The organism is Amycolatopsis pretoriensis (genome assembly GCF_900107925.1).
Lineage (GTDB): Bacteria > Actinomycetota > Actinomycetes > Mycobacteriales > Pseudonocardiaceae > Amycolatopsis > Amycolatopsis pretoriensis.
In genome coordinates, this window is the sequence record NZ_FNUJ01000010.1 from 240,042 (window position 1) to 266,303 (window position 26,262).

Sequence of the window (26,262 nt, forward strand, 5' to 3'; positions counted from 1 at the left end):
AAAAAACCCTACGAGGGCCTGGACCGCGTGGTCAACCGGCATCCCGGTCACCGGGCAGCACCCGCCCGAGGAAGCCCCGGACGTACCCGGCGATGGCGTCCAGGTGGCTCTCCAGCGCGAAGTGGCCCGAATCGAGCAGGTGGATCTCGGCGTCGGGCAGGTCGCGGGCGTAGGCGCGGGCACCGTCGGCGATGAAGATCCCGTCGTTGCCGCCCCAGACGGCCAGCAGCGGGACCCCGCTGGTCCGGAAGTACTCGTGGAACTTCGGGTACAGGCCGATGTTGTGGTGGTAGTCGGCGAGCAGCGCCATCTGGATTTCGGCGCCGCCGGGCCGGTCGAGCAGGGCCTGGTCGTGGATCCAGACGTCCGGGCTGACCAGCTCCGGGTCCGGGACGCCGTCGAGGTACTGCGCCTTCGTCGCTTCGAGGCTGACCATGCCGCGCAGGTCGTCTTCGGACAGCGTGCCGGCGGCCAGCCTCTGCGGGAGCCCCTCGCCCAGCCCGTCGACGTAGGCGTTGCCGTTCTGCGTGACGATCGCGGTCACCCGCTCCGGGTTCCCGGCCGCGATGCGCAGGCCGACCGGGGCGCCGAAGTCCTGGATGTAGAGCGCGAAGCGGTCCAGGCCGATCTCGTCGAGCAGGCCGAGGGTCAGTTCGGCGAGCGCGTCGAACGTGTAGGTGAACTCGCCCACCGGCGGCGCGTCGGACGCGCCCGCGCCGAGGTAGTCGGGCGCGACGACGTGGTAGCGGTCGGCCAGCGCCGGGATGAGGTGCCGGTACATGTGCGAGCTCGTCGGGAACCCGTGGAGCAGCACGATCGTGGGTGCGTCGGCGGGCCCGGCCTCCCGGTAGAAGAGCCGGTGCCCGGCGACGGTGGCGTAGCGGTGGTGCACGGCGACCATCGGTCACTCCTTCACGTCTCATGTTTATTGACTCATTTATCCATGAGACAGCGTAGGCTGTCAACATGAAGACCGGACTTCGGGAGGCGAACGTGGTCACTGCGGCACCCGGCGAGGAGCGCTCGCCCGCGCTGGCGCTGGTCAACACCCGCCGGCTGACCGCGGGCGGCGAGGACGACGACCTGGCCGGGCCCGCGGACGCCGCCGGGTGGCTGGGCCTGCCCGCACTCGATGCCGGCGACCTCCGCCGCGTCACGGACCTGCGTGCCGCGGTTCGCGAGCTGCTGACGGCGCTGGCGGAGGACCGCGAGCCGTCCGCCGCCGCCGTCGAGACGGTGAACGCGGCCGCGCGCGCCGACGCCGCCGCGCCGCAGCTCGTCTGGCCCCGCCGCGAGTGGCGCAGCACACGCCCGGGCAGCCTGGATGAGGCCCTGGCGGCACTGGCCCGCGACGCGATCGACGTCGTGACCGGCGAACTCGGCGCGTTGGTGCGCCCGTGCGAGGCCCACGGTTGCGTGCGGTTCTTCCTGCGTGAGCACGCCCGCCGCCGCTGGTGCTCGACGACGTGCGGCGACCGCGTCCGCGCCGCCCGCCACCAGCGGCTGGTGGTCGAGCGGCGCGGGTAATGTGCGTCACATGGAGTGGACGCTCGAAGTGGTCGTGGTGCCGGTGTCCGACTTGGACCGCGCGAAGGCCTTCTACGCGGAGCAAGTCGGGTTCACCGTCGACCACGACATGACGGTCGGCGAAGGCGCCCGGTTCGTCCAGCTGACCCCGCCGGGCTCGGGCTGCTCGGTGGTGATCGGCAAGGGCGCGGTGCCGGAGATGCCACCCGGCTCGCTGAAGGGCCTGCAGCTGGTGGTCAACGACCTCCCGAAGGCCCACGCGATGCTGCGCGAGCGCGGCGTCGAGGTGAGCGAGATCGAGGTCTTCGGCAGCGGTGCGTGGGACGGCGAAGCGAACCTGGACAACGTGGGCTTCGTCCACTTCGCCGACCCGGACGGCAACGCCTGGATGGTGCAGCAGATCTCGTCCCGCAAGTAGCTAGTCCACCAGGGCGCCGCAGCTGACGTTGACCGTCGAGGCCGTCATCGTGCGGGCCCGGTCCGAGGCCACGAACGCCGCCACCGCGCCGACGTCGGCCAGCGTCGCCGTGCGGCCCAGCAGCGTCTTGCCCGCGATGCTCGCCTCGATCGCCTCGCGGCCCGCGAAGTCCGCCGGGAGCGTCTCCGGGATGCCGCCGGTCCGGAGCGTCACCGCGCGCACGCCGTGCGGGCCCAGCTCCGCGGCCAGCTGGCGGCGCATGGCCTCGAGCGCGTGGAACGCGATCTGCAGGCCGCCGACCGCGAACTCGCGCACCGGTTCGCCCGCGCCGCCGAACAGCAGGAGCACGCCCGACCGCTGCTTCACCATGTGGCGGGCGGCCGCGCGAGCCGTCAGGAACTGCGTCCGGACCGCGGTCAGCACCGGGCGCTCGTAGTCGGCGAGGGCCATGTCGATCAGCGGTGTCCCCTGGACGTCGCCGTGCGCGATCAGGTTGAACGAGATGTCCAGGCCGCCCTCGGCCGCCACCGCGTCCGCGTGCTCGTCGACGGCCCGCTCGTCGAGGGCGTCGACCTCCGCCACTTCGGCCGCGCCGCCCGCCGCGCGGATCCGTTCGGCGACGACGTCGAGCCGCGCGCGGGTCCGGCCCGCGAGGAACACCCGCGCGCCCTCCTCGGCGAAGGCCGTGGCCACCGCCGAGCCGATGCGGCCACCACCGCCGTAGACGATCGCGTTCTTGCCGTTGAGCAGGGTCATGTGTCCCTCCGATGGGTCCGGGTTCACCCGTGCGTCGAACGGGACCCGCCGGAATCGACACGTCAGGGGCGCGGGACGCCCATCGGGTTCGGGACCGGGACGACGCCCGCGTCGACGACCGCCCGGCTGAGCGGGACCGCCAGCTCCAAGACCCGGTCCAGCTCCGCCCCGAGTGCTTCGACGGGTGCCGACGCCAGGCGGTCGGTGTCCTCCTCGAGGCGGGTGCGCACCGCCGTCCCTTCCGCGGTCAGCCGGCCTTGCGGATCCAGCAGGCCGCGGGCCCGCAGGCGCTCGGCGGCCGACGTCCAGTCGTCCTCGGTCCAGCCCCGGTGCGGCTGGACGTCGCCGCGGCCGAGCACCCCGTCGCCGATGTGGGTCAGCGTGGTCTCCAGGCCGGTCAGCCCCGTGTGGACCGCGGCCAGGACGTGACCGTCGCCGCGGTGCTCGCGCAGGACCGTCGCGGCCAGCCAGAGCCGGCCCAGCACGCCGGCCGGCCGGGGCACCGCGGACCACGCCGCCGCGAGCGGACGTCCGTCGAACCGGCACGCGGCGACGGCCCGTTCCAGCAGCTCCGCCAGTTCGCCGTGTTCGGTTCCCACGACCCGCTCCAGCGCGGTTTCGACGGCGGCCAGCCGGGAGCCGAGCACGTCGTCCGGCGAGGCGAACGCCCACGCGTCCGGCAGCGCCCGCGCCACCATCGCGGGCGCGAAGCCGAACAGCACGGCCGTCGCCGGCACCGGCCCGACCGGGCCCAGCGGCGCGAGACGGCCCGCGAAGTACCCCATCCAGTACCCCCGCAGGCCGGCCTCCTTCGCCGCGGCCGCCGTCTCCGGCGCGAAGTAGACGACGGCGTGCAGGGGTTCGACGGCCGCCCACAGCCGCCGCGCCGGTGAAGGTGTCATGCCGCCATTCTCAGCCCCAGGCGACCGGCAGCTCCCGCACCCCGTAGACCAGCGTGTTGTGCTTGAACGCGAGCTCCTCCCGGGGCACCGCGAGCCGCAGATCGGGCACGCGGCGGAACAACCGCGTCAACGCTTCCTGGAGTTCGACGCGCGCGAGCTGCTGGCCGATGCACTGGTGCGCCCCGAAGCCGAAGGCGACGTGCGTGCGCGGCGAGTCGCGGTGGAAGTCGAGCTTGTCCGCGCCGGCGAACAGGTCTTCGTCGCGGTTCGCCGAGTTCAGCGCGGCCACCAGCCACTCCCCCGCCTTGACCGCCCGGTCACCGACCTGGACGTCGGCGGTCGCGTACCGCAGCACGCCGAACTGCACGACCGACAGGTACCGCAGCAGCTCCTCGACGGCGCGTTCCGGCGCGGACAGCACGACGTCGCGCTGGGCCGGGTGTTCCAGCAGCACGAGCGTGCTGAGCGCGATCATGTTGGCGGTCGTCTCGTGGCCGGCGACCAGGAGGCTGAGGCCCAGCACCACGAGTTCCTCCATGGTGAGCGGGTCACCGGTGGTCTCGCCGCGCGAAATGAGCCTGCTGAACAGGTCGTCCTGCGGATTCCGCTGTTTGTCGGTGAACAGTTCGGCGAGGAACCCGGAAAGCTCGTCGTAAGCCTGCTGGCCTTCTTCGCGGGTGGCGTCGGTGCTGACGAGCAGGCCGCTCTGCCGCTGGAAGCGCGCGCGGTCCGCGTAGGGGACGCCGAGCAGCTCGCAGATGACCAGCGACGGGATCGGCAACGCGAAGTCCCGCACCAGATCGGCTTCCCCGGGCCGGGCGAGCATCGCGTCGAGGTGGGTTTCGACGAGTTCCTGGACGTAGCCGCGCATCGCTTCCACGCGCCGCACGGTGAATTCGGCGATCACCATCTTCCGGATGCGCGAGTGCGCGGCGCCGTCCAGCTGGATGATGGAGCCGGGGCTGACCTCCTCGTCGAGGTCGGCGTTCGGGTTGACGTGCACCGAGGAAGCCCCGCGCGAGCTCATGGTCCGCTCGGCGAGCACGGCGCGGACATCGCTGTAGCGCGTCACGAGCCAGGCATCCATGCCCGCCGGGCAGCGCACCTGCGAGGTGGGCGCGGTTTCGCGAAGGGCGGCGTAGTTTTCGGGCGGGTCGAACGGGCATCCGGCCGGTCGTGCCGTCGGGAGGGCCGGGGTTGCGGATGCTGCCGTCACGGCGGATCACACCTCTCATCCGGTGGTCTGGACACTTCCACCATGGAGAGAACCGGGGCGGTCGTGGGACGTTCGACCCACTTCCGACCCGGATGGCGTAGCGCGCGGACCGCTCGGCGTACTCGTCCGGTTTTGGCCGGTTCGACGGGCCGGAGCCGGTGTTCGGGATCCCGGATCAGCTCGCCGGTCTTCTGATGGATGTAACAGACGCGCAGGTAGCTGATTTTCGAACCGGGCAGGACAACGCGGTGCCAGGTGTCGCCGATGACCTTCTTCTCGAATTCATCGCCGCCACCGAGCGGCTTTCCCTGGTAAGTCAAGGACTCACCCTCGATCACGAGCTCGCGATCGGCCATCGGTCCCGACGGGGTGTAGGAGCGCAGATATCCGAAGAACGACGATCCGTCGTCCAGAAGGACGTGCAACCAGGGTCGGGTTCCGCTCGGACGATCCAGCCGCAGCGCTTCCATCCAGGCCGACCACTGCCGCACGGAAGCGCGTTCGCGCCCGTACCGGCCGAGAACGAGGTCGAAGGCTGCCGCGAGCCCGCAGGCCAGAGCCAGTTCGACGGCGACGCTGACGACGATGAGCGTCAGGTGTTGCCGCGCGTAGGTTTCCCCCGTCGAAAGCCATGCTTCGGTGTCGAGGAACAGCCGTCCGCCACTGACTGCCCGCAACGCGGCGAGGACGAGCACCGCCGCCATCGTGAAGGTCAGGCTGCCCAGCGCCACCCGCGCGGCTTCCCGGAAGGCCGTCTCGGTACGCCGCGCCCAATGACGTTCACGGCGCAGTTCGAAGACGATCCCGGGCGCGACCAAAGCCAGGAACGCGGCCAACGCGCCCAGCGTCTGGGGGATCATGGCCGCTCAGCTGGTCGGCCCGCTCCGCCGCGGCGGTGGGCCGTCCTCCGAATCGATCTCGGGAAGCACGACTTGATAACAGGGAGGTGGGCATTCCGAATGGATGGGATGGTCACCATGACCGAGATGGTCGATGTGAACCCAGCCGTGTTCGTCGGGTTCCAGCGAGGGAACCACCGGAACCGCGGAATCGACGTCTTCCTGAATTGCTTCCATGGGATCGAGTTCGTCGACTCCGGAACCGGACATGTTCATCGGACATCCCCTCGCGATGGCCGTTTCACGATACCGCGCGCGAGGGGATGTGGCCATGACGAACGACGCTACCGCGCCCCGTAAGCCCCTCCGTTCACATGAACCACCTGCCCGGTCACATGCCCCGCCTCCACCGAAGCCAAGAACTCCACCGCCGCCGCCACTTCCTCCGGCGTCCCCGCTCGCTTGTCGAACGCCACCGATACCCGCTCGGCCACCCATTCCTCGGAAACCGTGCCGTGGAAGAACTCCGTGTCCAACGTGACTCCCGGCGCCACCACGTTGGCCGAGCCCGCCGTGCCGAGCCGGCGGGCCAGGTCCGTGTTCCACGCCTCGATCGCCGCCTTCGCCGCGCCGTACGAGCCCGATCCCTGCTTCGCCGCGATCGAACCGAGCGTCACGACCCGCACGTTGTCCGCGAACCGCGGCTCCAACGCCGAGGTGACCAGCACCGCGGAAACGACGTTCGCTTCGAAGTTCGCCCGCCACGCGTCGGCCAGGCCCGCCAGGTCCCCGGGAGCAGGCGCTTCCCGGACGCGGTCGGTGTTGCCGCCGGCGTTGTTGACCAGGACGTCCACCCGCGAAGGCAGTTCCGCCAGCGCGGCCTGCACCGCCTCCGGGTCGCTCGCGTCGAACGCCACCGCCCGCGCGCCCAGCTTCTCCGCCGCCGCTTCGAGCACGTCCTTGCGGCGGCCCGTGATCGTGACGCGCTCACCCGCCGCCGCGAACCGGGCGGCGATCGCCAGCCCGATGCCCGTGCCGCCCCCGGTGACCACGACTTCCCGTTGTTCGCTCATGGCGTCATCTTCGCCGAGCGGCTCCCCGGCGCGCGTGGTTTTCCCGGCGACCGGGACACGAAACCGGATTCGTTAGGAAACTTTACGAACAGGTCTTGACGGCGCGGCCCCGCCCGGCGAACCTGGACCCACGCCGCAGTCATCGTCCGCCCCACCCCTTCCGGAGGCAGCATGACCCGGCGCGCGCTCGTGCTCGTCGTGACCCTGTTCCTCGCTCTCACCTCCGCGCTCGCCGGCGCGAGCCCGGCGAGCGCGGCCACCACGCAACCCACCTTCCTCACCTTCTACGGCTGGTGGGACAACACGCCGCCCGGCGGCGACATCTCCTACCCGCAGATCCACGACACCGCGGGCGGCAAGGGCACCTACGCCGACCCGATCACCTTCGCCACCAGCAGCGACGAACTCAAGCCCGGCACCAAGGTCTGGGTGCCGCGGGTGAAGAAGTACTTCATCATGGAGGACGGCTGCGACGAGTGTTCCGACGACTGGAACAGCCAGGGCCCGAACGGCGGACCCGGCCTGCGCCACATCGACCTCTGGCTCGGCGGCAAGGGCGGCAGCGCCTTCGACGCGATCGACTGCGAAGACGCGCTCACGCACTACAACGCCGACAACACGCCGGTCATGGAACCAGTCGTCGTCGACCCGCCCTCCAATGAGGACTACGACGCGACGCCGATCTTCAACACCAGCACCGGTGCGTGCTGGGGCGGCGCCCAGCCGAACACGACGGTCGGGCAGTACAAGAACAACTCCACCGGCACGTGCCTCGAAGCCCCGAGCAGCGGCACGACGCTGAAGGTGGCCGCCTGCACCGGAAGCGACGCCCAGCGGTTCACCTTCCACGGCGCTTTCCTCGTGATCGACGACAAGTGCGCGGGCATCTCCGGCAGTTCGATCGTGCTGCAGACGTGCACCGGCGGCCCGGCCCAGCAGTGGTCGATCAACCCCGACGGCACCATTTCCGACATCCAGACGAGCAAGAAGTGCTTCCGCGCCTCGGGCACGACGCTCACCGCGGGCAGCTGCTCGGGCACCCAGGCCCGCTGGACGTTCACCGCGGCGGGCGCCCCGAGCAGCCTCAGCGTGACGCCGTCGTCGGTGTCGGTCGCGCCGGGCACCTCGGCGACGGCCACCGTCACCAGCACCGACGCCGTGACGCTGTCCGCGAGCGGCGCGCCCGCGGGCGTGACCGTGTCCTTCGCACCGGCGTCGGTGCCGGCCGGCGGAACCTCGACCGTCACGGTCGCCGCCGCCGCGTCCGCGAACCCGGGTTCGGCGACGATCACCATCGCCGGCGGGACGAAGACCGCCTCCCTGGGCGTCACGGTCACCGGCGGAGGCGGCACGGAAACCCTGCTCTCCCAGGGCAAAACGGCGACGACGTCCTCGACGGAGTCGTCGTCCTACCCGGCGGGCGCGGCCTTCGACGGCAACCTGACGAGCACGCGCTGGGCATCCAAGGAGGGCAGCAATGCCGAGTGGCTGCGCGTCGACCTCGGCGCCACCAAGCAGGTCTCGCACGTCAAGCTGACGTGGGAAGCCGCGTACGGCAAGGCCTAAAGCATCCAGACCTCGGCCGACGGCACGACCTGGACGACGATCTACAGCACCACGACCGGCAACGGCGCCACCGACGACCTCACCGGGCTGACCGGCAGCGGCCGCTACGTGCGGATGAACGGCGTCACGCGCGGCACGTCGTACGGCTACTCGCTGTACGAGATGCAGGTGTACGGCACGGCCTGAGTTGCCATTCCGGCAACGCGATTTGCCTCCTCGGTGACGTCCTCCGCATGCTGGGGACGTCACCGAGGAGGAACCATGCCGCACGAGGGCCCCATGATCGTCGAAGACATGCTCAAGCAGGAATTCTGGGAAGCGATGTACCAGCGCGACGAGCACCGGATCTGGAGCGGGAACGTCAACGCGAACCTCAGCTCCGAGGTCGAGGGGCTGACGCCCGGACGCGCGCTCGACCTCGGCTGCGGCGAAGGCGGCGACGCGATCTGGCTCGCGAAGCGCGGCTGGACGGTCGACGGCGCCGACATCTCGACCGTCGCGCTCGCCCGCGCGGAGGAAGCGGGCAAGGAGGCGGGTGTGAACGTCCGCTGGCTGCACCGCAACATCCTGGAGTGGCAGCCGGAGGAGCAATACGACCTGATCTCGGCGCAGTACATGCACCTGCCGCCGAAGCTCCGCGCAGACGTCTTCACCGCGGCCGCCAAGGCGATCCGGCCGGGCGGGTCGCTGCTGGTCGTCGGGCACTCGCCGAAGGCCATGCGCGAGTTCGACGGCCAGAAGCCGCCGGAGGAGCTGTACTTCGAGCCGGAGGAGATCACCAGCTACCTGGGCGACGCCTGGGAGTGGCTCGTCGAGACGTGCGAGACGCGCGGCGAGGGCCACCACACCGACGCCGTCTACCGCGCGAAGCGGCTCGAAGCCTGACACGCGCGAGGGCGGCACTTTCACGTGAAAGTGCCGCCCTCGCGATCGTGGTTCAGGCGAGCTCGAGGCCGTAGGCCTGCAGCTCCAGGGTGAGCGGGTAGAAGTAGCTGGTCACGGTGTCGCCGCCGGACAGCGTGCCGAGGCCCTTCGAACCGTCGTAGGCCGGGCCGCCGGAGTCACCGTGGTCGGTGTGGGCCGTGGTGCCGAACTCGTGGTTCAGGACGCCGACGTCGAAGTTGACCGACTCGTCGACCGAGGTGACCTCGCCGCTGCCGCCGCCGGTGGTCGAGCCCTGCTTCTGGATCTGCTCGCCGACGGTCGGCTCGGCCGCCGAGGTGATCTGCTGGCCGGTGTTGATCTCGCCCGGGCCGGAGCCGTTCGGGCGGGTCAGCAGGCCGGAGTCGGCACCCGGGCAGTCGCTTTCGACGACCTGCGCGCCGGAGACGTCGCCGCCGGACCACGTGCCGCCGAGGTTGGTGCAGTGGCCCGCGGTGAGCAGGAACGGCTGGCCGCCGCGCGTCACGTTGAAGCCGAGCGAGCAGCGGCCCTGGCTGTTCTGGATGGCGTCGCCGTCCTGGATGTGCAGTTCCAGCTTGCCGGTGCGGTGCTCGACGCGGACGCTGTCGCCGTACTTCGCGGCCGCCGCGCTGACCTTGTCGGTGGTCTCCTTGCTGGCGGCGTCGTAGACCTTCACGACGACCTGGTTGGTCTTGGTGTCGATGCCCCACGCGGTCTGCGGGACGTTCTTCACGGCGTCGAGCTGGTTCTTGACACCGGTGAGCGCGGCGAAGGTGTGCTTGACCTTCTTCGCGGTGAGGCCGGCCTCGGTCACCTTCTGGGCCGCGGCGTCGTCGACGACGTTCACGACGGCCTTGCCGTTTTCGAGGTAGACACCGCCGGAAGCGGCGCCGAGCGCGCTCGCCACCTGGGTGGCGCTGGTGATCGCCTGGGCCTGCAGTTCCGCGAAGGCCAGTGGGGACGCAGTCGCCGCCGACGAGCACACGCCCGCCGTCAGCGCGGCAGCCGACAAGACGGCGAAGGTCTTGAGGGCGGTCTTCCGGGGAGTCATCAACTTCCTCCAGTTTGCCGGTTCGAAGCCTGCGCCGGTCACTTTCGTTGCCGGGCAACCAACGCAACACCGACGAAGGTTGGTTAATAACCAGCAGATCTGGACATACCTCGCGTTCTGGACCCGTTCGCCGCAGTGACACTGCTGCGTTCGGCGTAAGAACGGGCCGGTCGGGCGCCCGGAGGCGACCGACCGGCGCAGCCCTTCGGCCACCGGACGTCACGAACGGTCGGCCGATGGCCTCGGGTCAGGACCGCTTGCGGCTCGCGATCTCGTCGAAGAGCTGCCGCACCCGGGCGGGGTCCGCGTCCCGGGCGAGGGCGACGCAGTGGTCCATGACGGCCGGCCGGTAGCGCACCGGCAGCTTCTGCCCGGGGGCGAGCCGGGTGAGCTCGGTGATCGTGAGGTCTTCGTCCGCGATACCGCGGAACGAGCGGCCGTCGGCGGTCTCGACGTCGAACATCAGGACCACGCGTGGATTGCTGTTGACCTCCCGCCAGTCGACGAGAACGCCGAGCGCGAGCACCCCGGTGCGCAGTTCCGCGGTGCGCTTCCGCGCCTCGCCGCTCAGGAGCGGGTTCGGGGCGACGCCCGGGAAATCGGGTCCGACGCCGAGCGATTCCCGGCTCAGGTCGGGCCTGAGCTGTGCCGTCAGCTCGTTCAGGCCGTCGAGCTTCTTCTTCCAGCCGAACACCCGCTCAGCCCTTCGGCCGGCGAACGTGGTCCTCGTACCCCGGGTTCTTCTTCAGGTACCCGGCGATGAACGGGCACACCGGCACGATCGTCCGCCCCTTCGCGACGACGTCGTCGAGCGCGCCGGCAGCCAAGACCTTCCCCAGCCCCTGGCCCGCGAAAGCGTCGTCGACCTCGGTGTGGGTGAACACCGTCAGCTCGCCGCGCTCGTCGTAGTACGCCGAACCCGCCAGCTTGTCGTCGACCCACACCTCGTAGCGGCTCTCGTCGGGGTTGTCGACCACTCGGTTCTCGGTCATCGGCACTCCTGTCGTCACTGGGCCGGCCGGGGGAAGTGCCCGACCCGTTCGTGTGCAACCCCGGCTGCTCCTCTTGGCGGGCACCCGCGTCTTTGGTTGCCTCACTGGGTGCCCGAGCAGCCGTTCGTCCTCCCCGAGTTCTACATGCCCTACCCGGCGCGGCTGAACCCGCACCTGGAACGGGCTCGCACGCACAGCAAGGCGTGGGCGCGCGGGATGGACATGATCGACGTCCCGCAGCACGGCACGGTCATCTGGACCGAGCACGACCTCGACTCCCACGACTACGCGCTGCTCTGCGCCTACACCCACCCGGACGCCGGCGCGGACGAGCTCGACGTCATCACCGACTGGTACGTCTGGGTCTTCTACTTCGACGACCACTTCCTCGAGCTGTACAAGCGCACCGGCGACATCGACAGCGCGCGCACCTACCTCGACCGGATCGACCTCTTCATGCCCGCCGAAGGCGAGATCACCGCGACCCCGGAGAACCCGGTCGAGCGCGGCCTCGCCGACCTGTGGAACCGGACGGTCCCGCACCGCACGGCCGCGTGGCGGCGCCGGTTCGTCGACAGCACGAAGGCGCTGCTCGAAGAGTCGCTGTGGGAACTGGCGAACATCAACGAAGGCCGGCTCGCCAACCCCATCGAGTACGTCGAGATGCGGCGGAAGGTCGGCGGCGCGCCGTGGTCGGCGAACCTCGTCGAACACTCGGTGCACGCCGAAGTCCCGGACGCGATCGCCGCGACGAGACCCCTGGAAGTCCTGCGCGACTGCTTCGCCGACAGCGTCCACCTGCGCAACGACCTCTTCTCCTACCAACGCGAAGTGCAGGACGAGGGCGAGCTGTCCAACGGCGTCCTCGTGTTCGAGAAGTTCCTGGACCTGCCCACGCAAGAGGCGGCCGAGGCCGTCAACGACCTCATCACCTCGCGGCTGCACCAGTTCGAGCACACGGCGCTCACCGAGGTCCCCGCGCTCTTCGACGAGCACGGCGTCGACCCGGCGGCCCGCGCGGCGACGTTCGCCTACGTCAAGGGCCTGCAGGACTGGCAGTCCGGCGGCCACGAGTGGCACCTGCGGTCCAGCCGGTACATGAACGAAGGCGCCCTCGACGACCGGCCGCCGGCCGCGCGGATCCTGTCGTCGGTGCTCGCCACCGCGCCACAGCGGCTGCGGGCCTACGGTCACCCGCCGTTCGGCGAGGTGCGCGTGGCGCGGCCGAGCGTCGAGCCGCCGTTCCCGGTGCGGCTGAACCGGCACCTGGACGCCTGCCGCCGCCGCAACGTCGACTGGGCGCGCGCGATGGGCCTGCTCGACGGCGCCGTGTGGGACGAGCGGAAGCTGCGCGCCGCCGACCTGCCGCTGTGCGCGGCGGGCATCCACCCGGACGCCCCGGCCGAACGGCTCGACGTCACCAGCGACTGGCTGACCTGGAGCACCTACGCCGACGACTACTTCCAGGAGGTCTTCGGCGCGACGCGCGACCTCGCCGCGGCGAAGGCGTGGCTCGAACGTCTGAAGCTCTTCATGGGAGACGCTCCGACGCCGCTGAACCCCGTCGAAACCGCGCTCGCCGACCTCTGGCCGCGCACGGACGACCGCGACGCGGTGCGGCGGGCCGTCGAGTCGATGACCGGAAGCTGGCTGTGGCGGCTGGCGAACCTGGCCCAGAACCGGGTCCCGGATCCCATCGACCACATCGAGATGCGGCGCCGGACGTTCGGCGCGGACCTCTCGATGGCCCTGACGGCACCGGACGCGCGGCCGGCGCTCAAGCACCTCGCCGCCGACTACGGCGGGCTGCTCAACGACCTGTACTCCTACCGCAAGGAGATCCGGTTCGAGGGCGAGCTCAACAACTCCGTCCTGGTCGTGCGGAACTTCCTCGGCTGCCCCGAGGAACGCGCCTTCGCGGTGGTCGCCGACCTGGCCGACGCGCGGCTCGCGGAGTTCCGGCACACGGGGGACGCGACGCTGCGGGACTGGCTGGCGGGCGTGGCGCACTGGCACGAGCACGCCGGCCGGTACACCGGCACCGAACTGGGTCACCACCCGCGGTTCAGCGGCCCGACCGGGATCGGGACGTCGTCGCTGCGGATCTCGTCCCTGCTGCCCGCCGGCCGCTGAGGTGCCCAACGACAAGCAGGTGCGGATCGCCGAGCTGCTGCACGGGATCGGCATGCACCGCGAAGCCGAGCAAGCGCTGCGCACGGACCTGCGCGCGAGGTGGCGCCGGATGCGCCGGCGCCTGAAGCTGCGGCTGACCGGACGGCCCCGGCCGCGGGGCCAGGGCTAGCGAGCCCGCCGACCCGAAGGGAGTGCACGAGCCACCCGCCGTCACCGGGCAGCGTTGTTCACGCCACTCCGCCGGGCATCCGCCACGGCCGAGGGCGATACTCGACACCGTGAGCGGCTTCAACCTGCGTTTCCTCGGCCATTCGACCGTCCGGCTGGAACTGGCCGATCGGGTCGTGCTGACCGATCCCGTGCTCACCGCGCGCGTCGGCGGCCTCGTCCGGGTCGTGCCGCCGCCACCGCCGGACGCCTACGCCGGCGTCGACCTCGTACTGCTCTCCCACCTCCACGGCGACCACCTGCACCTGCCGTCGCTGAAGCTGCTCGGCACGGGCACCCGGATCGTCGTCCCGCGCGGGGCCGGGGCGTGGCTCGCCAGGAAGGGATTCCGGAACGTCGAGGAGATCGCGCCCGGCGAGACCCTCGCCGAGGGCGCGCTCACGGTCACCGCCACCGAGGCCGTCCACTCCGGACACCGGTGGGGCCCGCGGCTGACCCACGGCCCGCAGAGCCCCGCGATCGGGCACCTGATCGAGGGCGCCGGCACCAAGGTCTACAACGCCGGCGACACCGACCTCTTCGCCGGGATGGCGGATTTCGGCCCGGTCGACGTCGCCCTGCTGCCCGTCTGGGGCTGGGGGCCGAACCTCGGGCCGGGTCACCTGGACCCGGCTCGCGCCGCGGAAGCCGCCGGAATCCTGCGGGCGCGCGCGGCCGTGCCGGTGCACTGGGGCACCCTGGCCGTCCCCGGCCTGAAGCGGACCGCCCGGATGCGCCGGCTGCTCGCCGACCCGCCACGCGTGTTCGCCGCCGAGGTGAAAGCCGCCGGCGGAACCACCGAAGTCCTGTTCACCGAGCCCGGCGCCGACGTCGTGCTCCCCGCGCCGACGGACCGCGCGTGAACTGGACCGACCCGGCCGCCATCGGGTACCCGGCCGTGTTCGGCGGCGTGCTGCTCGGCTCGATCATCCCGATCGTGCCCACCGGCGCGGTCGTCGGCGCCGCGGCCGCCGTCGCCACCACCACCGACCACCTGTCCCTGCCGCTGGTCATCGTGCTCGCCGTGCTCGGCGCGTACGTCGGCGACGTCGTGACGTTCGGGATCCCGCGCCTGGGCAGCGAAGCCGCGTTCCGCTGGATCAGCCGCCGCCAGCCCGCCGAACGGCTGGAGAAGGCCCGCGACCAGTTCACCCGCCGCGGCTGGCAGCTCGTCGTGATCGGCCGGCTCGTCCCGGCCGGCCGGATCCCGGTGCTGCTCGCCGCGGCCGCGTTGAGCTACCCGTGGCGGCGGCTGCTGCCCGCGGCGCTCGTCGCGTGTGTGCTCTGGGCGACCGCGTACAGCTTGCTCGGCATCCTCAGCGGCGGCATCTTCGACTCACCGCTCATCGCGACCCTGCTGGCGACGGTGCTGGTCCTGCTGGTCACCGTGCTGCTGAACCTGGTCTCCCGGTGGCGGCGCAAAACCAAGGAGAAGGTGTGACGACGACCGCGCCGAAGGGCCGTCTGCTGCGAGGCGGCCGGGCCGTCGCCCGCATCCTCCTGGTGTGGGCCGCGGTCACCGGGGCGCTGCGCCTGCTCGACGTCCTCCTGCCCGGCTTCCGGATGACGCACTGGTGGCAGCCCACGGTGTGCGCGCTGGTGCTGGGCGTGCTGGTCGCCTTCGTCTGGCCGCTGGCCATGCGGATCGCCTACCCGCTGGCGTTCTTCACGTTCGGGCTCTTCGGGTTCCTCCTGCTCGGCGCGGGCACCCTGGCGGTGTTCCGGACCATCCCCGGCGTCGAACTGGTCGGCTTCCGGACCGCGGTGATCGTCACCGTCGCCATGGCCGGCGTCGGCGCGCTCATCTCGACGGCGCTGGCCGTCGACGAGGACGAGATCTTCTTCCGCCGCGCCGCCCGGCGCCGCCGTCGTCATGCGGCCGCACCCGGTGCCCCCGACCAGCCGCCCGGTGTGGTGTTCCTGCAGATCGACGGCCTCGGGTACGACACCGTCCGCCGCGCGGTCCGCGACGGCGACATGCCGACGTTCGCCGCCTGGCTCGCCGAAGGCAGCCACACGCTGACGCCGTGGCACACCGACTGGAGCTCCCAGACCGGGGCGAGCGTGTGCGGCATCCTGCACGGGGACAACCACGACATCCTCGGCTTCCGCTGGTACGAAAAGGACCGCGACCACGTGATGGCGTGCGCGCACCCGACCGACGCGGCCGAGATCGAGCGGCGGCATTCCGACGGGCGCGGCCTGCTCTCGGGTGACGGCGCCAGCCGCGGCAACCTGTTCTCCGGCGACGCCGAGCACGTCAGCCTCACCATGAGCTCGATCCCGGTGCTGGTGCCGAAGAAGCTGCGCCACCGCCGCCGCGACCGCCTCGGCGCGGGCTACTACGCCTACTTCGCGAACCCGGTCAACGCGCTGCGCACGTTCGTCGTCGCCCTCGCCGACGTCTTCCGCGAGATCAACGCGTCGGTCCGCCAGCGCCGCGCCGGGGTGGTGCCGCGGATCCCGCGCGGCGGCTGGTACCCGCTCGCCCGGCCGGGCACGACGGTGATCGCGCGCGACGTCGTCGTCTCGGCCATCCTCGGCGACATGCTGGCCGGGCGGCCGGTGGTGTACGCCGACTTCCTCGGCTACGACGAGGTCGCGCACCACTCCGGCATCGAGCGGTTCGACACGCTGTCCGTGCTGCGCTCGATCGACCAGCAGATCGCGCGGCTGCACCGGGCTTCGCGGCTCGCCCCGCGCCGCTACCACGTCGTCGCGCTGTCGGACCACGGCCAGACGCAGGGCCAGGCGTTCTCGGAGCGGTTCGGCGAGACGATCGAGGCGTACGTCGGCCGGCTGTGCGGGGGTTCTCCGTCGGCTGCCGCGGGCAAGCGGCGCCAGGCCGAGAGCTGGCAGATCAACGCGGCGCTGGCGGAGGCGACGAAGAGCGGTGGCCTGATCGCGCGCCGGCTGCGCGGCCGCGTCGAGAACGCCGAGACCGGTGGCGACCGGCCGCGCACGGAGTCCGGCTCGCCGGGCGCGGTGACGCGCGTGGCGCCGGGTGTGGTCGTGGTGGTGTCCGGGCACACGGCGATGGTGTCGTTCACCGAGCACGAAGGCCGGGTCGAGCTGGAGACGATCGAGCGTGAGTTCCCGGAGCTGCTGCCGTCGCTGGTCGACCACCCCGGGGTCGGGTTCATGCTGGTCCGCAGCCGCGAGTTCGGCCCGGTGGTGCTGGGCCGCGACGGCCTGCACCGGCTGGCTTCCGGGGTCGTCATCGGCGAGGACCCGCTGCTGCCGTACGGTCCGCACGCGGCCGACCTGATCCGGCGCGTCGACACGTTCCCGCACTGCGCCGACGTGATGATCAACAGCCGCTACGACCCGGACTCGGACCAGGCGTCGCCGTTCGAGACGCACGTGGGCTCGCACGGCGGGCTCGGTGGGCCGCAGCAGCGCGGGTTCGTGGTGCACCCGCGTTCGCTGGCGCCGCTGGGCGAGGTCGTCGGCGCCGAGGCGCTGCACCAGGTGTTCCGCGGGTGGCTGACCGAGCTGGGTCACCCGTCGCCCGTTCCCGACGCTGTTTCGGAGGTTGTTTCGTGAGTTTGACGGTGTACGGCGCTTCCTGGTGCCCGGACGTGAAGCGCAGCCGCGCGCTGCTCGACCGCGAGGGTGTCGAATATTCCTATGTGGACGTCGAGGCGGACGCGGCGGCCGAGGCGCGCGTCCGCGAGCTGCAGGACGGCGCCCGCCGCATCCCGACGATCGTGTGGGACGACGGCACCTTCCTGGTCGAGCCGTCCGACGACGAGCTGAGCGCGCGGCTGTGAAGCTGCTGCGGGACCTGCCGCTGGGCACGCGGGTGGTGGTCCGCTACCGGATCGAGGGCGGGTTCACCGACGCACTCGGCGACCTGGTGGCGCGCGACTCGACGACGTGCACGGTGGAGACCCGGCGCGGCCCGGTCGTGGTGGCGTTCGACGCCGTCACCCTGGCCAAGCCGGTGCCCCCGCCGCCGGTGCGGAAATCGCGTTTCGACGAACTGGTGGCCGAAGCCGACGCGGTGTCGGTGGACGGCTGGGATTTCTCCTGGCTCGACGGCCGCGCCACCGAGGCTCGCCCGTCCTGGGGTTACCAGCGGATGCTGGGCTCGCGCCTCGCGGACGTCCAGGCCGCGCTCGACCTCGAGACCGGCGGTGGCGAAGTCCTCGACGGCTGCCCGTCCCTGCCGCCGCTGATGGCCGCCACCGAGTCGTGGCCGCCGAACGTCGCACGCGCTTCGGCCCGCTTGCGGCCGCGCGGAGTGGTGGTCGTGGCCACCGAAGGCATTCCCTTCGGCGACAACGTGTTCGACCTGGTTTCCAGCCGGCACCCCGTGACGACGGCGTGGTCCGACATCGCCCGTGTCCTGCGCCCCGGCGGCAGCTACTTCTCGCAGCAGGTCGGACCGGCGAGCGTGTTCGAGCTGGTCGAGTTCTTCCTCGGCCCGCAGCCGGCGGAGGGCCGCAACAGCCGCCACCCGGACCGAGCCGTGGCGGCCGCCGGTGCCGCCGGGCTGGAGGTCACGGACCTGCGGTCGGAGTCGCTGAGGACCGAGTTCTTCGACATCGGCGCGGTGGTCTACTTCCTGCGCAAGGTGATCTGGATGGTCCCGGGGTTCACGGTCGAGCAGTACCTGCCGAAACTGCGGGAACTGCACGAGCTGATCGAGCGCGACGGCCCGTTCGTCGCCCACACGACGAGGTTCCTCATCGAAGCTCGGAAGCCCTGACGATCGCCGTCTCGACGCCGTCGAGCAGCAGTTCCAGGCCCGCCTCGAACGCCAGCCGCGCCTCGCGTTCGAGGTAGGGCTCGTCGGAAGGCTCACCCGGCGGCAACCGCGCCACCGTCGGGAACCGGGCCGTCAAATCCGGTACCAGCTCCCCCAGCAACGCCGACCGCGCACCCCACCAGTCCTCTTCGGACAATCCCGTCTCGCGCGCCGCCTGGCGGGATTCGGCCGCCGTCTGGACCGAGCCGCGGACGACGTTGAACAGGGCCGACACCACCCACCGCACCCGGGACAGGGGCAACCCTGTCGTCGCCAGTACCGACAGCAGCGTCTCCTGGACGTGGAACTCCCCCGGCCCCAACACCGGCCGCGCGGGTGACACCAGGAGCAGCCACGGGTGCCGCAGGTGCAGGTCCCACAGGGCGTCGGCCAAAGCCAAAGCCGCCGCACGCCAACCGTCGGACGAAGAAAACGATGACGGCAATTCACCCAGGGTCCGGTCGTACATGAGGTCGACCAGCTCGGTCTTGCCCGGCACGTACGTGTACAACGCCATCGCCGTCCGGCCGAGGCGCTCGCCCACCGAACGCATCGACAGCGCCGTCATGCCCTCGGTGTCGGCGATGTCGATCGCCGCCGCGACGATCGCCTCCACGGACAGCCCCGGTTTGGGCCCGGGGCCCGTGCGCGGCGCGACCACGCGCGGCCCCCACAGCAGTTCCATGGACCGGCGGGCGTCGCCCTGACCCGCGAAGACGACCACCTTGCCGACTCCTTACACCCTAAAGTATTGTACGATCGAGAATCACTTTACAGCCTAAAGTATCAAGAAGGACAGCATGACCTCACCCAGGCGGGCCGCCGACACCCACGACGTGATCGAGGTCCGGGGGGCCCGGGAGAACAACCTGACCGGCGTCGACCTGGACATCCCGAAGCGCCGGCTCACGGTGTTCACGGGCGTGTCCGGCTCCGGCAAGTCGTCCCTGGTCTTCGGCACCATCGCGGCCGAGTCCCAGCGGCTGATCAACGAGACCTACAGCGCCTTCCTCCAGTCGTTCATGCCGAGCCTCTCGCGCCCGGACGTCGACCTGCTGGAGAACCTCAGCGCGGCCATCGTCGTCGACCAGGAGCGGATGGGCGCCAACTCGCGCTCCACCGTCGGCACCGCGACCGACGCCTACGCGATGCTGCGGATCGCCTTCTCGCGCCTGGGTGAACCACACGTCGGCACGTCCGGCGCGTTCAGCTTCAACCTGCCCGAAGGCATGTGCCCGGCCTGCGAGGGCCTCGGCCGCGTCTCCGACCTCGACGTGAACGCGCTGCTCGACTTCGACCGCTCGCTGCACGACGGCGCGATCCTCGTGCCCGGCTTCACGCCGGACAACTGGTACGTGCAGACCTACCTCTCCTGCGGCTTCTTCGACCCCGACACGCCGATCCGCGACTTCACGCCGCAGCAGCTGGACGACCTGCTGCACAAGGGCCCGTGCAAGGTGAAGGTCGGCAAGACCAACATCACCTACGAGGGGCTCGCGGTGAAGGTCCGGCGGCTCTACCTGCAGAAGGACACCGAGACCCTGCAGCCGCGGCTGCGGGCGTTCATCGAGAAGGCAGCGACCTTCAAGACGTGCGACGCCTGCGGTGGCGCCCGGCTGAACCAGGCCGCGCTGTCGGCGAAGATCGACGGCAAGAACATCGCCGACTGCGCCGCGCTGCAGATCAGCGACCTCGCCGAGTTCGTCCGGAGCCTCGACGCGCCGTCGATCCGGCCGCTGCTCGGCAACCTGCGCGACACCCTCGACTCGCTCGTCGAGATCGGCCTCGGCTACCTCTCCCTGGACCGGGAATCCGCGACGCTCTCGGGCGGCGAGGCGCAGCGCGTGAAGATGGTGCGCCACCTCGGATCCAGCCTCACCGACGTCACCTACGTCTTCGACGAGCCGACCGTCGGGCTCCACCCGCACGACATCGAGCGGATGAACAACCTGCTGCTCTGCCTGCGGGACAAGGGGAACACGATCCTGGTCGTCGAGCACAAGCCGGAGACGATCCGGATCGCCGACCACGTCGTCGACCTCGGCCCCGGCGCGGGCACCGACGGCGGCCGGCTCTGCTACACCGGCAGCGTCGACGGCCTGCGCGCGTCCGGCACGCTCACCGGCCGCCACCTCGACCACCGCGTCACGCTGCGCCCCTCGGTGCGGACGGCGACCGGGCACGTCTCCATCACCGGCGCTCGCCTGCACAACCTGCGGGACGTCAGCGTGGACGTCCCGCTCGGCGTCCTGACCGTCGTCACCGGCGTGGCGGGCTCCGGGAAGTCGTCGCTGATCCACGGCTCGCTCGCGAACCGCGACGACGTCGTCGTGGTCGACCAGTCGGCGATCCGCGGTTCCCGGCGGTCGAACCCGGCGACCTACACCGGGCTGCTCGACCCGATCCGCACCGCGTTCGCCAAGGCCAACAGTGTCAAGGCGAGCCTGTTCAGCGCCAACTCCGAAGGCGCCTGCCCGCGCTGCAAGGGGCTCGGCGTCATCTACACGGACCTGGCGATGATGGCCGGAGTCGCGTCGGTCTGCGAAGAGTGCGAGGGCAGGCGGTTCACACCCAAGGTGCTCACGTTCGAGTTGCGCGGCAAGAACATCAGCGAAGTCCTCGCGATGTCCGTCGCCGAAGCGCGCGAGTTCTTCGCAGGCGGCAACGCGCGGACGGTCCTCGACCGCCTCGCCGACGTCGGCCTCGGCTACCTGACGCTCGGTCAGCCGCTGACCACGCTCTCCGGCGGCGAGCGGCAACGGCTCAAGCTGGCCATCCGGATGGCCGAGAAGGGATCGACGTACATCCTCGACGAGCCGACGACCGGGCTGCACCTCGCCGACGTCGACCAGCTCCTGTCCCTGCTCGACCGGATCGTCGACGCGGGCAACACGGTCATCGTGATCGAGCACCACCAGGCCGTGATGGCCCACGCCGACTGGCTGATCGACCTCGGCCCCGGCGCCGGCCACGACGGCGGCCGGGTCGTCTTCGAAGGGACCCCGGCGTCGCTCGTCGAGAACGCCTCGACGTTGACGGCCCGCCACCTGCGCGAATACCTGGAGAAGCCGTGAACCCGACCGGCCTGCTCGAAGTGACCGCGGTGCGGCACCCGACACCGCGCACCGTGCGCGTCACGTTCACCGGCTCCGGCTTGCGCGAGCTTCCGGCGTGGCCCGACCAGCAGCTCAAGCTCCTGTTCCCGCCGCCGGGCCGCCCGGTGCGGCTGCCTTCGGCCGACGACGGCGACGTCATGCGCTGGTACCAGGCGTACCTGGCGATCCCGGAGGACGAACGGCCGGTGATGCGCAGCTACACCGTGCGCTCGCGGGACGGCGACACGATCGACGTCGAGTTCGTGCTGCACTCCGGTCACACCGACGGCCCGGCGACGGCGTGGGCGCGGACCGCAGCGCCGGGTGCCGTTCTCGGCCGGTACGGCCCGGACGCCGCGTACCGCCGTCCACTGTCCACAGCGGACACCCTGCTGCTGGCCGGCGACGAGACCGCGGTGCCGGCCATCGCCACGATACTGTCCGAAGTGGACAACGCCGTGGCGTTCGTCGAAGTGGCGGACGCGGCGGAGGAACAGCCATTGCCCGTCCACTGGCTGCACCGGGACGGCGCACCGCACGGGAGCAAGCTGCTCGACGCCGTGCGCGGCGCCGCTCTCGGACCGGGGACGGCGGCTTGGCTCGCGGGTGAAGCGGGAATGGTGCGGTCGCTGCGCCGTCACCTGGTGGGCGAGCGGGGGTTCGCCAAGGGGGACATCGAGTTCACCGGCTACTGGCGCCGCAAGCTGACCCAGGACGACGCGCCGACCCCCGAGGATCTCGCCGACGCGCGCGAAAAGCTGACCTAGTGGCAGACTCGGCCGGGTGCGCGCGGAACTGACGGCATCGGGCATCGACCCGGCTTCGGTGGTGGCGGCCGAGGACATCGGCGGCGGAACGTACAACACGGCGACACGCCTGGAGCTGGCCGACGGGCGGCGGCTGGTGCTCAAGATCGCGCCCACCGCGCCGGGGCTCTCGCACGAACACGACCTCCTGGCCACCGAAGCCGAGTACTACCGCCGGGTTTCCGGCCCGCTGCCGTCGGTGGTCGGGTCGGGGCCGGGGTTCCTGCTGATGACGGAGCTGCCGGGCGTGCCGTGGTCGCAGCTGCCCGAGGGGCCGCGGCCGCACCGGGAGCTGGGCGAGGTCGTGGCCGGGCTGCACACGGTCACCGGCGACGGCTTCGGTTATCCGCAGGAGACTCTGCACCCGACGTGGCCGAAGGCGTTCACGGCGATGGCGGACGCGATCCTGGCCGACGCCGTCCGCTACGGCGTCCACCTCCCGCGCCCGGCGGCGGAGATCGCGCACCTGGTGCGCCGGCACGAGCCGCTGCTGGAGCTGGTGACGACCCCCGTGCTGGTCCACTTCGACCTGTGGGACGGCAACCTCCTGCTGGACGACGGCCGGCTGTCGGGGATCATCGACGCCGAGCGCGCGTTCTGGGGCGACCCAGCGGCGGAGTTCGTGTCGCTGGGCCTGTTCCGCGACCTCGACCCGGGCCTGCTCGAGGGCTACCGGACGGCGGGCGGCCCGGTGCGGTTCGGCATGCCGGTGTGGGCGCGGCTGGGGCTGTACCGGGTGTACCTCGACTTGATCATGCTGGTGGAGATGGTGCCGCGCAAAGTCGACGACCCCGACCGGGCGCGTTTTATCCGGCACCGCCTGGCCGGTCATCTCGATACGCTGCAGCGTGCGCTCTGAAATCGTGGTCCCGCTGACCATCCGCGACCTCACGGAAGCCGACCTGCCGGAGTGCGGCTGGTCGGGGTCCCGGCTGCACCTGGAGCACGTGGCCCGGCAGCTCGCGCGCGTCCCCCTCGGCGAGGCGGAGTACCTGGCCGCGTGCGCGTCGCGGTCCGGGCTCCCCGTCGGCAAAGGCCTGATCGACTACCGCGCGAACCCGGAGGCGGGGACGATCGGCCAGCTGGCGGTGCACCCGGCCCTGCAGTCGTGCGGAATCGGCTCGGCACTGGTGCTCGCCGCCGAAGAACGCATCCGCGCCCGCGGCTTGCGGCACGCGGAACTGGGCGTCGAAGTGGACAACCCGCGCGCACAGGCGCTGTACGAGCGGCTCGGCTACGCCGCCTACGGCAAGGCACCCGAGAGCTGGGACGAAGAGGCGCCGGACGGCTCGATCCGCCGTTACGAGACCACGTGCGTCCTGATGCGCAAGCCGCTCACCACGTGACCGGCAGGCAGTGCACCCCGTACACCAGCATGTCGTCCTTGAAGGCCAGCTCCTCCACCGGTACCGCGAGCCGCAGCCGCGGGAGGCGCCGGTACAAAGTCCCGTACACCACCTGCAGCTCCACCCGGGCCAGCGTCTGGCCGAGGCACTGGTGCACGCCGTACCCGAACGCCACGTGGTGGCGGGCCTCGCGCGTCACGTCCAGGCGGTCCGGCTCGGCGAACACCGCGCCGTCGCGGTTGGCGACGTCGCCCGCCGCGATGAGGCCTTCGCCCGCGCGGATCAGCTCGCCGCCGATTTCGATGTCCTCGACCGCCACCCGGCGACGTCCGGTGTGCGTGATGTTCAGGTAGCGCAACAGTTCCTCGACCGCGCGGCGCAGCAGGTCCGCGTCGCCGGTGCGGACCAGTTCGAGCTGGTCCGGGTGCTCCAGCAACGCGACCGTGCCGAGCGCGATCATGTTCGCCGTCGTCTCGTGGCCCGCCACCAGCAGCAGCTGACCCATCGACGCTACTTCTTCCGCGCTCATGCGCCCGGTCGCGTACTGGGACACGGCCAGCTTGCTCAGGACGTCGTCACCCGGGTCGGCGACCTTCCGCTCGACCAGGCCGCCGAGGTAAGCCAGCAGTTCTTCGGTCGCCTGCACCGCTTCCGCGGGCGTCGCCGTCCGGGAGACCATCACCTTCGTGATGTCCTGGAACAGCTCCCGGTCCTCGTAGGGCACGCCGAGCAGCTCGCAGATCACCAGCGACGGCACCGGCAGCGCGAACGCCGTGACGAGGTCGACGGGCTTCGGACCGGCCAGCAGCCCGTCGACGAGGTCGTCGACGATCCGCTGGATCGCCGGGCGCAGGGCTTCCATCTTCTTTACGAGGAAGTCACCGGTCAGCAGCCGCCGCTGGGCCGCATGCTCGGCGCCGTCCATGGTGATGAACGACTTCGCGCGCTGCCGCCGAGCCGCGGAAGCCGCGCTCTGGTGTGGATAGCCGGCCCGATCGGAGTCGGCGCTGACCCGCGAGTCGCGCAGCACGGCCCGGACATCGTCATAGCGCGTGACCAGCCACGGCGTGCTGCCGTTCCACAACCGGACGCGCGACACGGGCGGCAGCTCGCCGAGTTCGGCGGGCGGGTCGAAGGGACACCGCCGGGTCATCGGAAACGCGGGCACGCCGTCCACCGGATACCTCCCGAAGCTGCCGGAAATTTACATAGCTATGCTAAGCATCTTCCGGGGACTTCGCCACCCTGCCGATCAGGCGAACACGAGCGACACCAGCTCGTCGACGAACGGCTCCACCAGCTCGGCCCCCGTCCGGTTCAAAACGCTGTGGAACAACGCGACCCGCCCATGCGCCCCCACGAACACGACCGCCGCCGCGCGTCCCGGTGTCACCCGCAGCGCGTGACCCGCCTCGACGCACCTCTCGAAACCCGCCGCCAGCCGGTCGATCAAGTCCAGCAGCGGCCCTTCCGCCGGACCGCCCGGCTCCACCCGGGATGCACCGTTGGCCAGCATCAACCGGTAATGCCCCGGGTTCTCCATCGCGAACGTGCAGTACGCGTGAATCTGCGCCCGGACGCGGCCGACGACGTCCGTTTCGCCGAGCGTCTCCTCGGCCGCGCGCATCGATTCCGCGAGCCGCGCGTATTCGTGGTCGAGCAGCCCGCGCACCAATTCCGCGCGGTCGGAAAAATGCTGGTAGATGCTCGCCGGGGCGATGCCGACCGCGCGAGCCACACCGCGGATCGTCAGCCCGTCTTCCCCGCCGAGCTCGGCCAGCAACCGCCCGGCCGCTGCCAGGATTTCCCCGCGCAGCCGTTCGCCTTCGCCCCAGCGGTTCCTCGTTCGGCCGTTTCCGGCTTCGACGTTCTCCGGCACCCGGCCATTCATACGCCCGGGTCCGGGACACCCGTGTTCCGGGGTCCCGGAGCACCCCGGAATTGTCGGAAATTGATAACTCAGGAGACGAGGGCCGGGTAAAGCCCCGCGAGGTCACCCGACAGCCCGGCCCGGACGTTCCGGGTGACGTCGTCGGCGAGCACCTCGAAGCGGCCCTGCCCGACGCCGTCGAGCGCGAGCCCGGCCACGACCGCCGGGTCGATCTTCGGCCCGTCGACGTGCTTGGCCATGTCGGTGTCCATGTAGCCGACGTGCAGCGCGGTCACCTGCGTCTTCTGCGGCGCCAGTTCCAGGCGCAGCGCGTTGGTCAGCGACCAGGCCGCCGACTTGGCCGCGGAGTACGCGGCGACCTGCGGCGAGGTGAACCACGACAGCACCGACAGCACGTTCAGGACCGCGCCGCCGCCGTTGCGCTCGAGGATCGGCGCGAACTCGCGCGTCACGGCGAGGGTGCCGAAGTAGTGCGTGTCCATCTCGAGCTTGATGTCGTCGAGGGACCCGCCGAGCAGCGACGACCCCGTGGACGACCCGGCGTTGTTGACCAGCAGCGTGACGTCGCCGGCCTGCGCGGCGGCCGCCCGGATCGACTCGGGGTCCGTGACGTCGAGGCGAAGCGGCACCACACCCGGCAGGTCGACGGACTCCGGATTGCGCGCGGCGGCGTAGACCTTCTTCGCGCCACGCGCCAGAAGAGCGGCGGCGAACTGCCGGCCGAGTCCCCGGTTGGCTCCGGTGACCAGCGCCACCGCACCCGTGATCTCCATGACGAGCTCCTCTCG

The 26,262-nt window shown here is 71.1% G+C and carries 28 protein-coding genes and 2 pseudogenes; 16 read left to right on the forward strand and 14 right to left on the reverse strand.

What is annotated here, in order from left to right; translation table 11 throughout:
- Window positions 1–31 precede the first annotated feature (31 nt).
- On the reverse strand, window positions 32–901 hold the full coding sequence (locus BLV96_RS38505) for an alpha/beta fold hydrolase (protein WP_091390161.1): 870 nt from the start codon (window positions 899–901) through the stop codon (window positions 32–34).
- A gap of 65 nt (window positions 902–966) precedes the next feature.
- Between BLV96_RS38505 and BLV96_RS38510 the strand changes: the two genes are divergently transcribed.
- Together BLV96_RS38510 and BLV96_RS38515 are read left to right on the forward strand one after the other, a co-directional pair.
- Window positions 967–1,527: a CGNR zinc finger domain-containing protein gene (locus tag BLV96_RS38510; protein WP_244180796.1), complete on the forward strand. Its 561-nt coding sequence runs from the start codon at window positions 967–969 to the stop codon at window positions 1,525–1,527.
- 10 nt (window positions 1,528–1,537) lie between these two features.
- Window positions 1,538–1,945 (forward strand): VOC family protein, encoded by a 408-nt coding sequence (locus BLV96_RS38515; protein WP_091390164.1) that lies wholly within the window; start codon window positions 1,538–1,540, stop codon window positions 1,943–1,945.
- Here the strand turns inward: BLV96_RS38515 and BLV96_RS38520 are convergent, their stop codons facing one another.
- The 6 genes from BLV96_RS38520 to BLV96_RS38540 all read right to left on the reverse strand — a co-directional run bounded on the left by BLV96_RS38520 (window position 1,946) and on the right by BLV96_RS38540 (window position 6,731).
- Window positions 1,946–2,701 (reverse strand): SDR family NAD(P)-dependent oxidoreductase, encoded by a 756-nt coding sequence (locus BLV96_RS38520; protein WP_091390167.1) that lies wholly within the window; start codon window positions 2,699–2,701, stop codon window positions 1,946–1,948.
- Window positions 2,702–2,763: 62 nt separating this feature from the next.
- A complete protein-coding gene (locus tag BLV96_RS38525) occupies window positions 2,764–3,603 on the reverse strand; it encodes an SCO6745 family protein (protein ID WP_091390170.1) in 840 nt (279 codons plus the stop codon).
- A 10-nt stretch (window positions 3,604–3,613) separates the two neighbouring features.
- Window positions 3,614–4,819, reverse strand: a complete 1,206-nt coding sequence (locus BLV96_RS38530) for a cytochrome P450 (RefSeq protein ID WP_091390172.1) — start codon at window positions 4,817–4,819, stop codon at window positions 3,614–3,616.
- Window positions 4,816–5,679: a DUF6338 family protein gene (locus BLV96_RS38535; protein ID WP_091390175.1), complete on the reverse strand. Its 864-nt coding sequence runs from the start codon at window positions 5,677–5,679 to the stop codon at window positions 4,816–4,818. The genes BLV96_RS38530 and BLV96_RS38535 overlap by 4 nt, the downstream gene beginning before the upstream one ends.
- A gap of 6 nt (window positions 5,680–5,685) precedes the next feature.
- Window positions 5,686–5,934 carry a hypothetical protein gene (locus BLV96_RS49430; RefSeq protein ID WP_143051083.1) on the reverse strand — a complete coding sequence of 83 codons (249 nt, stop codon included), beginning with the start codon at window positions 5,932–5,934 and terminating at the stop codon, window positions 5,686–5,688.
- Window positions 5,935–6,002: 68 nt separating this feature from the next.
- Window positions 6,003–6,731, reverse strand: a complete 729-nt coding sequence (locus tag BLV96_RS38540) for an SDR family NAD(P)-dependent oxidoreductase (protein WP_091390177.1) — start codon at window positions 6,729–6,731, stop codon at window positions 6,003–6,005.
- A 627-nt stretch (window positions 6,732–7,358) separates the two neighbouring features.
- Here BLV96_RS38540 and BLV96_RS38545 point away from each other — a divergent pair.
- Window positions 7,359–8,483 (forward strand): annotated as a pseudogene (locus BLV96_RS38545) (discoidin domain-containing protein).
- Between the two features lie 75 nt (window positions 8,484–8,558).
- Window positions 8,559–9,182, forward strand: a complete 624-nt coding sequence (locus BLV96_RS38550) for an SAM-dependent methyltransferase (protein ID WP_091390179.1) — start codon at window positions 8,559–8,561, stop codon at window positions 9,180–9,182.
- A gap of 52 nt (window positions 9,183–9,234) precedes the next feature.
- On the opposite strand, the gene BLV96_RS38555 is transcribed toward BLV96_RS38550, so the two are convergent.
- The 3 genes from BLV96_RS38555 to BLV96_RS38565 all read right to left on the reverse strand — a co-directional run bounded on the left by BLV96_RS38555 (window position 9,235) and on the right by BLV96_RS38565 (window position 11,243).
- Window positions 9,235–10,251: a S1 family peptidase gene (locus BLV96_RS38555; RefSeq protein ID WP_091390181.1), complete on the reverse strand. Its 1,017-nt coding sequence runs from the start codon at window positions 10,249–10,251 to the stop codon at window positions 9,235–9,237.
- Window positions 10,252–10,498: 247 nt separating this feature from the next.
- Window positions 10,499–10,945 carry a hypothetical protein gene (locus BLV96_RS38560; protein ID WP_086685264.1) on the reverse strand — a complete coding sequence of 149 codons (447 nt, stop codon included), beginning with the start codon at window positions 10,943–10,945 and terminating at the stop codon, window positions 10,499–10,501.
- A gap of 4 nt (window positions 10,946–10,949) precedes the next feature.
- Window positions 10,950–11,243, reverse strand: a complete 294-nt coding sequence (locus BLV96_RS38565; RefSeq protein ID WP_091390183.1) for a GNAT family N-acetyltransferase — start codon at window positions 11,241–11,243, stop codon at window positions 10,950–10,952.
- Window positions 11,244–11,387: 144 nt separating this feature from the next.
- Here BLV96_RS38565 and BLV96_RS38570 point away from each other — a divergent pair, with 144 nt between their 5' ends.
- From BLV96_RS38570 to BLV96_RS38595, 8 genes and pseudogenes are all read left to right on the forward strand, one after another.
- Window positions 11,388–13,376 (forward strand): terpene synthase family protein, encoded by a 1,989-nt coding sequence (locus BLV96_RS38570; RefSeq protein WP_167379887.1) that lies wholly within the window; start codon window positions 11,388–11,390, stop codon window positions 13,374–13,376.
- A 1-nt stretch (window position 13,377) separates the two neighbouring features.
- Window positions 13,378–13,545 (forward strand): hypothetical protein, encoded by a 168-nt coding sequence (locus tag BLV96_RS50075; protein WP_158104197.1) that lies wholly within the window; start codon window positions 13,378–13,380, stop codon window positions 13,543–13,545.
- A gap of 109 nt (window positions 13,546–13,654) precedes the next feature.
- Entirely contained in the window at window positions 13,655–14,446 is a 792-nt protein-coding gene (locus tag BLV96_RS38575) for an MBL fold metallo-hydrolase (RefSeq protein WP_086679389.1), read from the forward strand.
- The gene (locus BLV96_RS38580; RefSeq protein WP_086679390.1) at window positions 14,443–15,024 is read left to right on the forward strand and encodes a DedA family protein; all 582 of its coding nucleotides are present in this window, start codon (window positions 14,443–14,445) and stop codon (window positions 15,022–15,024) included. Before BLV96_RS38575 ends, BLV96_RS38580 begins: the two co-directional genes overlap by 4 nt.
- A complete protein-coding gene (locus tag BLV96_RS38585; protein ID WP_086679391.1) occupies window positions 15,021–17,129 on the forward strand; it encodes a phage holin family protein in 2,109 nt (702 codons plus the stop codon). Before BLV96_RS38580 ends, BLV96_RS38585 begins: the two co-directional genes overlap by 4 nt.
- A complete protein-coding gene (locus tag BLV96_RS38590) occupies window positions 17,126–17,356 on the forward strand; it encodes a glutaredoxin domain-containing protein (protein ID WP_086679392.1) in 231 nt (76 codons plus the stop codon). Before BLV96_RS38585 ends, BLV96_RS38590 begins: the two co-directional genes overlap by 4 nt.
- Window positions 17,353–17,556, forward strand: a pseudogene (locus BLV96_RS50350) (putative acetyltransferase); the annotation flags it as partial. The gene BLV96_RS38590 and the pseudogene BLV96_RS50350, both read left to right, overlap by 4 nt.
- Entirely contained in the window at window positions 17,545–18,297 is a 753-nt protein-coding gene (locus BLV96_RS38595; RefSeq protein ID WP_091390213.1) for a methyltransferase domain-containing protein, read from the forward strand. The pseudogene BLV96_RS50350 and the gene BLV96_RS38595, both read left to right, overlap by 12 nt.
- Here BLV96_RS38595 and BLV96_RS38600 read toward each other — a convergent pair.
- Window positions 18,275–19,060 carry a TetR/AcrR family transcriptional regulator C-terminal domain-containing protein gene (locus tag BLV96_RS38600; protein WP_086679394.1) on the reverse strand — a complete coding sequence of 262 codons (786 nt, stop codon included), beginning with the start codon at window positions 19,058–19,060 and terminating at the stop codon, window positions 18,275–18,277. The genes BLV96_RS38595 and BLV96_RS38600 overlap by 23 nt on opposite strands.
- 76 nt (window positions 19,061–19,136) lie before the next feature.
- Between BLV96_RS38600 and BLV96_RS38605 the strand changes: the two genes are divergently transcribed.
- The 4 genes from BLV96_RS38605 to BLV96_RS38620 are packed head-to-tail and all read left to right on the forward strand — an operon-like array spanning window position 19,137 to window position 23,583.
- The gene (locus BLV96_RS38605; protein ID WP_086679395.1) at window positions 19,137–21,410 is read left to right on the forward strand and encodes an ATP-binding cassette domain-containing protein; all 2,274 of its coding nucleotides are present in this window, start codon (window positions 19,137–19,139) and stop codon (window positions 21,408–21,410) included.
- Window positions 21,407–22,198, forward strand: coding sequence for a siderophore-interacting protein (locus tag BLV96_RS38610; RefSeq protein ID WP_086679396.1), 792 nt, complete (start codon window positions 21,407–21,409; stop codon window positions 22,196–22,198). The genes BLV96_RS38605 and BLV96_RS38610 overlap by 4 nt, the downstream gene beginning before the upstream one ends.
- A 16-nt stretch (window positions 22,199–22,214) precedes the next feature.
- Entirely contained in the window at window positions 22,215–23,096 is an 882-nt protein-coding gene (locus BLV96_RS38615) for a phosphotransferase family protein (RefSeq protein WP_086679397.1), read from the forward strand.
- On the forward strand, window positions 23,086–23,583 hold the full coding sequence (locus BLV96_RS38620; protein WP_086679398.1) for a GNAT family N-acetyltransferase: 498 nt from the start codon (window positions 23,086–23,088) through the stop codon (window positions 23,581–23,583). The genes BLV96_RS38615 and BLV96_RS38620 overlap by 11 nt, the downstream gene beginning before the upstream one ends.
- Here BLV96_RS38620 and BLV96_RS38625 read toward each other — a convergent pair.
- The 3 genes from BLV96_RS38625 to BLV96_RS38635 form a co-directional block, all read right to left on the reverse strand.
- Entirely contained in the window at window positions 23,573–24,736 is a 1,164-nt protein-coding gene (locus BLV96_RS38625) for a cytochrome P450 (protein ID WP_086679399.1), read from the reverse strand. The genes BLV96_RS38620 and BLV96_RS38625 overlap by 11 nt on opposite strands.
- A gap of 99 nt (window positions 24,737–24,835) precedes the next feature.
- Complete coding sequence (locus BLV96_RS38630) at window positions 24,836–25,399, reverse strand: TetR family transcriptional regulator (protein WP_091390214.1); 564 nt, start codon at window positions 25,397–25,399, stop codon at window positions 24,836–24,838.
- Window positions 25,400–25,542: 143 nt separating this feature from the next.
- Window positions 25,543–26,247 (reverse strand): SDR family oxidoreductase, encoded by a 705-nt coding sequence (locus BLV96_RS38635; protein ID WP_086681791.1) that lies wholly within the window; start codon window positions 26,245–26,247, stop codon window positions 25,543–25,545.
- Window positions 26,248–26,262 lie beyond the last annotated feature (15 nt).